The organism is Aeromonas sp. SG16, from assembly GCF_024436135.1.
In the GTDB taxonomy this organism is placed as follows: Bacteria; Pseudomonadota; Gammaproteobacteria; order Enterobacterales; family Aeromonadaceae; genus Aeromonas; species Aeromonas jandaei.
The window spans coordinates 258,097-264,792 of sequence record NZ_JANFNW010000005.1 but is presented as its reverse complement, the minus strand read 5'-3'; the positions used below and the strand labels follow the sequence as shown (position 1 = coordinate 264,792).

The window sequence follows — 6,696 nt, the reverse complement described above, 5'->3', positions numbered from 1 at the left end:
CCGAACTCAGAAGTGAAACGCGGTAGCGCCGATGGTAGTGTGGCATTCGCCATGCGAGAGTAGGACACTGCCAGGCATCCAATTTAAGAACCCCGCTCAATGAGCGGGGTTTTTTTATTGCCTGAAATCCAGGTATCTGGTCTGTTGTTATCAGCACAGGTTTGCAACCTGCTCCTGCCAATCTCTCCTATAAGTAAACTTATCATTACAAATCATGATGTTATAAACCATCTTGCCTGATGCCTCGCATCTGAGCAGGTTTAACTGCAATCAGATAAATGATAATGATTATTGTTTGATTGATCTTGTCCTGGTCGTTACAATCCAGACCGATTAATAAGTTGCGTTTCAAATAAGCATTTATTAATCACCGTCCCCGGCAGGAGGCCGGGTCTTGTAACGAGTGAAGTAAGGGAATACGCCACTTTCCTACTTGAAACGTTCAGGCCAAATCATGACAACAATACAACCAAGCAAGCTTGCCTTGCTGATCGGTTCTCTTCTCTCTATTCACGCCGTAGCTTCCGAACAGGAAGTGATGGTTGTCACCGCCTCGGGTTTTCAGCAAAAAATCGAAGATTCCGCCGCATCTATCTCCGTCATTACTCGCGAACAGCTGGAGAAGCGCGCCTATCGCGATGTGACCGATGCCCTGAAGGATGTTCCCGGTGTGGTGGTGACCGGTGGGGGCAGCAGCAGTGATATCAGCATTCGCGGTATGGGCTCGAAATACACCCTGATGCTGGTTGATGGCAAAAAGGTGGATAGCCGTGGTACCCGCCCCAATAGTGATGGACCCGGTATCGAGCAGGGCTGGTTACCACCGCTACAGGCAATCGAGCGGATTGAGGTCGTCCGCGGGCCCATGTCATCCCGTTATGGTTCAGATGCCATGGGTGGCGTGATCAACGTGATTACCCGCAAGACTACCGGTCTGGCCTGGCAGGGCTCGGTTCATGCTGATTCGACCTTCCAGGAGAACAAAGATGCCGGCAACAGCTTCCAGACCGATGCCTATACCGCAGGTTCACTGATCGATGGTGTGTTGGGGCTGCGCTTCAATGGTCAGCTGGCCCATCGTGGCGAGGATAAGTTTACCCAAGGCTTTGCCGAGCAGGAGACCCGCAGTGGCACGGCCGTGCTCAGCTTCAAGCCCGACGAGCACAACCGCTTCGATCTGGAGGCCAGCCGCAGCTTGCAGGATAGGGATCGCACGGCAGGCAACTCGCTGGATGCCAAGGCGAAGGATAGCCTTAACCGTTATGAGCGCACCAACTATGCGCTGACTCATGATGGTCAGTATGATTTCGGCTCTTCCAGCAGCTATCTGCAGCAGGAGACCAACACCAACCCCGGCCGCAAGATGGAGCTCACCAATACCATCGCCGATACCCACACCCAGTTCATTCTGGGGAATCACTACCTGAGCGTTGGTGGTCAGTATCGCTATGAGGATCTGCATGATCAGGGTAATAACCTGAAAGTGGCCAATCCGGCCACACAATTGACCCGCTGGAGCTGGGCGATGTTTGTCGAGGATGAGTGGTCACTCACTGACAGCTTTGCTCTGACAGGGGGCGCCCGCATGGATCGGGATCAGAATTACGGCTCTCACTGGAGTCCGCGCCTCTACGGTGTCTGGCATCTGAATGAGAGCTGGACCCTGAAAGGAGGCGTATCAACCGGTTACCGCTCCCCAGACTTGCGGATGTCTGCGGCCAACTGGGGTCAGGTCACCGGCGGTGGCAGTCTGGATGGGATGCTGGTCGGCAACCCGGAGCTCAAACCCGAGACCAGCGTGAGTGAAGAGATTGGCCTGCTCTGGAATGGCCATCAGGGCTTCAATGCCGGGGTGACCCTATTCAACACCGACTTCAAGAACAAGATCTCCGAAGTTCGTCGCTGCACCAGCAAGAGCGATCCGGCCTGTACTCTCAATGGTCACAGCTATGACTTCATCAGCGATCGGGTCAACGTCGACAAGGCGAACATGCGTGGCGTCGAGAGCATGATGGATTGGGCGATCAACGACAAGTGGTCGGTCAGTGGCAGCTATACCTTTACCCAGTCCGAGCAGAAGAGTGGCCCGCTGGCGGGTAATGCCCTCAACCAGATGCCACGCCACATGGTCAACGGCAGCGTAGACTGGCAGGCCACCGAGGATCTCAACCTCTGGTCGCGGGTCAACTTCCGTGGCGAGACTTCCGAGTACCTGAGCCGGGTCAAGATGGCGGAGGGTACGCCCTCCTATACCTTCTTTGACATGGGGCTGGTCTACAAGGCCAACAAGCATCTCGATCTGACCGCCGGGGTCTACAACCTGTTCGACAAGACGGTGGATTACAGCAGCTATGGCACAGTGCTGGATGGTCGCCGCTACAATCTGGGTGTCACCTACAACTTCTGACAGACATAATGCCTCACGGCCGCCATCATCCGATGGCGGCCGTTTTTATTGGGCATTGATCGGGTAGGCGGTCGCCTGATATGGCGCCGCTTGCCAGGTGTTGCGGCCATTGGCTTTGGCTTGATACATCAGCTGGTCTGCCTGTCGCAGCAGCTGATCGGTGTCGATACTCTCCCCGGCTGAAATCCAGACTGCTCCTGTGCTGATGGAAAGGGTGACTTCACCAAGTGTGGTCTCCAGCCGCTCTTTATTGGCTTCCTGACAGAGGCACGCCGCCCACAACCCGGTCGCCTGCAGGTTATCGCTCGGCAGCAGGACGCAAAACTCCTCACCGCCAATGCGTGCAAACAGACTCTGCTCCGGCAAGATGATGGCTATGCTTTCGGCCAGTTTTTCCAGCAGTTTGTCGCCCACGTTGTGGCCGAATTTATCGTTGGTCTCCTTGAAATGATCCACGTCGAACAGCAGCAGAGCGCAGGGGGGGCCGCTGGTCAGTTGCTGCTCCAGTGACGGGATAAAGGCGCGCCGGTTGAGGAGGCCCGTCAGCGGATCAGTGCTGGCCAGCTTTTCGAGCCGGGCATTGGCGCGGCTCAGCTCTGCCGTGCGATTGGCGACGGCCCGGCGCAGCTGCACGATATAGGCCACCATGATGAGGCCCGCGGCCAGCAGTAGCCAGGGGCCGAGATGGATGGGGTAGACAGTCTCGACATGCATCCATTTGCGGATGATCCGCTCCCGGTCACTCTCCTTTATCCTGGCGAATCCCTCTTCGAGCTTGGCCAGCAGGGCGAGATCCCCTTTCTTGACGGCAAAGCGGATCTGGTCGGTATAGAGGTGGCGCACCGGAATGAAGCGGGTCGGATCTGCCGAGGTATAGATGTAGAAGTTGGCGACCTGCAGATCGGCGATAAAGGCCTTTATATCGCCCCGAAAGGCCGCTGCCAGCAGGGTGTCGTTGTCATCGAAGGTCTGCAGTTTGGTGCTCGGGAAGTAGCGCTTGGCGTAGTACTCTTCATAACCGCCAGCGACGACGCCGACGGTCTCATGGAGCAGGTAGTAGTGGACATCGGTGCCGCGCAGCTCGTTGGAGAAGAAGAGCTGGGAGTCGAGCTGGGCGAGGGGGAGGCCATAGTCGAACAGCTTGTCGCGATCCGGTGACCAGAGCAGACCGGCATGCACATCGGCCTTCCCTTCGTGCAGCAGATCGAGGGAGTGTTGCCAGTCGACCAGCCTGAACTCGATCTTCTGGCCGGTGACGCGAGCATATTCGCGCCAGAGGTCGATCAGCAGGCCATCTGGCTGGCCCGACTCATTGATATAGGAGAAGGGCTGCCACGCCTTGGAGTTGGTGATGACGAGGGGCTTTTCAGGCTCTTTTCCCGAGGCGTGCAGGGCAATAATGAGCAGCAGAAAACCACACCCTGCCCTGAACGCTTGTCCAATTCGAGAAGAAGCCATCCCTGCTCCAATCCATTGCCAGCCACTGTCTGTAGACGCCGATTATTACTGCCTTCAACGAGGAAGAACAAGGGATCTGGCGATGAAGTTTACATGATGGCAGCATTGCCGTAACGAGCAGGACTCATACCGTGACGGCTCACAGCGGCAGGCTGATTTTTGCCTCCAGTCCGCCCTCAGGTCGGTTGAGCAGGGTAAGCTCACCGCCGTGTTGATGTACCAGAGTGCGGGCGATGGAGAGGCCCAGCCCCACGCTGCCGGACTCGGTATTGCGCGCCTCGTCTAGCCGCACGAACGGCTTGAAAACATCCTCCAGTCGCGCCGGATCTATCCCCGGGCCGTGGTCGCAGACCCGGATCAACAGCTCGCTGCGAGTTCGCTCCAGCGAGACCTCGGCGCTGCCGGCGTATTTGATGGCGTTGCCGATGAGGTTCTGCAGTACCCGGCGCAGGGTGTTGGCGCGGCAGGCGTAGACCTCTTTCCCTTCCGCCAGACAGGTAACCGGCTGGCCGGTATCGGCATAGTCATCGCACAGGCTGACCAGCAGGCTGACCAGATCCAGTTCCCGCGTAGCCTCCTGCTGTCCCTCCTCGCGGGCAAAGCTGAGGGTGGCGGCCAGCATCTGCTCCATCTGTTGCAGGGTCTGCTGGATGCGATCCTTGTCCTCGCCATCGGCCAGAAACTCGCTGCGCAGGCGCAGGCTGGTGATGGGGGTACGCAGATCGTGGGAGATGGCGGCCAGCATCCGGGTTCTGTCCTGCACGAAGCGGTCGAGCCGGGTGTGCATCCGGTTGAAGGCCTGGATTGATTCGCGGATCTCGGTCGGCCCCTCCTCTTTCAGGGGCTCGATATCTTCCCCGCGCCCCAGTCGTTCGGCGTTGCCTGCCAGTTGCTTGAGGGGGCGGGTGGCGCGACGAAACAGCAGCACCATCAGCCCGATCACCAGACTGGCGACCAGCATCAGGTTGAAGGTGGTTTGCCATGACCAGCTGCCGGCCTCCTTGTCGACCAGCGAGCTAAACTGCAGCCAGCCACCCTGTGGCAGTTCGATGGATCCGTAGAGCCGCATGTCCCGCGGTGGCGGCGGCCCCTTGCGATCCCGCATCATGCGGGCGTGGTGCTCCCACGCCTTGCTGCGCTGGGCATCCTCTTTCAGCTCGGCACTGATCTCGATAGTGAGCGCGGGGGGATAGCCAAGGCGCGAGCGCACCAGCTGCTCGAAGCGGGGGCTGCGGTTGTCGGGCTGCATCGGCTCGTCTTCAATTCGCAGCAGCAGGGTTTCGCTGCGGCTCGCCTTGAGGATCTCGTCGTAGAGCGAGGGGGGAGAGAGGGAGAGCAGCCGCACCACCGAGATGATCCGCTGCATGGCGTTGCGGCTATTGACGAAGCCGAGTGCCTCCTCCCGATCCGAGCGGTAGATCTGGATGCTGAGCAGCTGGATCAGGATCAAGCCCGCCAGCGCCACCAGAATGATCTGGCCGGTCAGCCCCTTGGGCCACATCCGTGCCCACAGCTGTTTCAATGCATTCACCGCTTATACCTGCGTCACATCGGCAGAGAACATATAGCCGCCACCCCAGATGGTCTTGATCAGTTCCGGATTCTTGGGGTCCCGCTCCAGCTTGCGGCGCAGCCTGCTCACCAGGGTATCGATGGCGCGATCGAAGGCCACCGCCTCGCGGCCACGGGCCAGATCCAGCAGTTGATCCCGGCTCAGCACCCGCTGCGGGCGTTCGAGAAACACCTTGAGCAGATCGAACTCGGCGGTGGAGAGGCTCAGACCCACCCCATCCTCGTCGACCAGCTCACGGCGATTGATATCGAGCAGCCAGCGATCGAAGCGCAGATCCCGGGTCAGGGTCTCGGCGGCGGGTTGGTTATCCGCCTGGGTGCGGCGCATCACCGCCTTGATCCGCGCCAACAATTCGCGCGGGTTGAAGGGTTTGGCCAGATAATCATCGGCTCCCATCTCCAGCCCTATGATGCGGTCGGTCTCTTCCCCCATGGCGGTGAGCATGATGATGGGCAGGCTCGATTTGGCGCGCAGTTCGCGGCAGAGAGTCAGACCATCCTCGCCCGGCATCATCAGATCCAGTACCAGCAGATCGAACTCCCGCTCCTCCAGCAGCCGTTTCATCTCCTTGCCATCCCGGGCGCAGCTGACCCGCAGGCCGTGCTGTTCCAGAAAGCGCTTCAAGAGATCGCGGATCTCGCTGTGGTCGTCGACCACCAGAATGTGGGTGCTGCCCTGATTCATGAATACCTCCCCTGCTTGGCGTTGGCACGAGTATACGAAAATACGCTGCGTGGTTTGTGTCAAAGTGTGCCAGATCCGCCTGATGCCACACTCTGCTACAAAAAAGGGCGATGCTGGCAAAGTTCAGACACCGGTCGGGTGTTTACTTGAGGGCAAGGCGAGAGAGCCGAACCCGAATCATCCGACAGGAGATAGACCATGAAAAAGCTGACCAAAACTCTGATGACCGCCACCCTGATCCTTGGCCTGCCGATTGGTGCCTATGCAGCCACGCAAACTGCCCCGGCTCCCGAGCCGGGTGCCATGGTGGATTGCCCGATGGATGGTGGCATGATGGGCGGCAAACACCACGGTGGCCGTCACGACAAGATGGCGCGCATGAAGAACATGACGCCGGAACAGATCGAAGCCAACCTGAAGCAACGCTATGATCGCATTCAGGATCCGGCCAAAAAAGCAGAGTTCATCAAGAACCTCAACGAGCGTGCCGACGGTATGACCAAACACGCAGAGGCGATGAAGAAGTTTGCCGAAGCGAACCAGTAAGTCATACCTGACAAGGTGTGCTGAAGAT

Annotated in this window: 5 protein-coding genes; 2 read left to right on the top strand and 3 right to left on the bottom strand. The window is 58.5% G+C overall.

The window, feature by feature from the left end; translation table 11 throughout:
* Nucleotides 1-454: 454 nt before the first annotated feature.
* Nucleotides 455-2,407 carry a ligand-gated channel protein gene (locus NOM67_RS14515; RefSeq protein WP_255938182.1) on the top strand — a complete coding sequence of 651 codons (1,953 nt, stop codon included), beginning with the start codon at nt 455-457 and terminating at the stop codon, nt 2,405-2,407.
* A 45-nt stretch (nt 2,408-2,452) separates the two neighbouring features.
* Here the strand turns inward: NOM67_RS14515 and NOM67_RS14510 are convergent, their stop codons facing one another.
* The 3 genes from NOM67_RS14510 to NOM67_RS14500 form a co-directional block, all read right to left on the bottom strand.
* Complete coding sequence (locus tag NOM67_RS14510; protein WP_255938180.1) at nt 2,453-3,865, bottom strand: transporter substrate-binding domain-containing protein; 1,413 nt, start codon at nt 3,863-3,865, stop codon at nt 2,453-2,455.
* Nucleotides 3,866-4,004: 139 nt separating this feature from the next.
* Nucleotides 4,005-5,366 carry an ATP-binding protein gene (locus tag NOM67_RS14505; RefSeq protein WP_208738058.1) on the bottom strand — a complete coding sequence of 454 codons (1,362 nt, stop codon included), beginning with the start codon at nt 5,364-5,366 and terminating at the stop codon, nt 4,005-4,007.
* Nucleotides 5,367-5,399: 33 nt separating this feature from the next.
* Nucleotides 5,400-6,122, bottom strand: coding sequence for a response regulator (locus NOM67_RS14500; RefSeq protein ID WP_041210048.1), 723 nt, complete (start codon nt 6,120-6,122; stop codon nt 5,400-5,402).
* A 198-nt stretch (nt 6,123-6,320) separates the two neighbouring features.
* Between NOM67_RS14500 and NOM67_RS14495 the strand changes: the two genes are divergently transcribed.
* Entirely contained in the window at nt 6,321-6,668 is a 348-nt protein-coding gene (locus tag NOM67_RS14495) for a hypothetical protein (RefSeq protein WP_124241444.1), read from the top strand.
* The last annotated feature ends 28 nt before the right edge of the window (nt 6,669-6,696 follow it).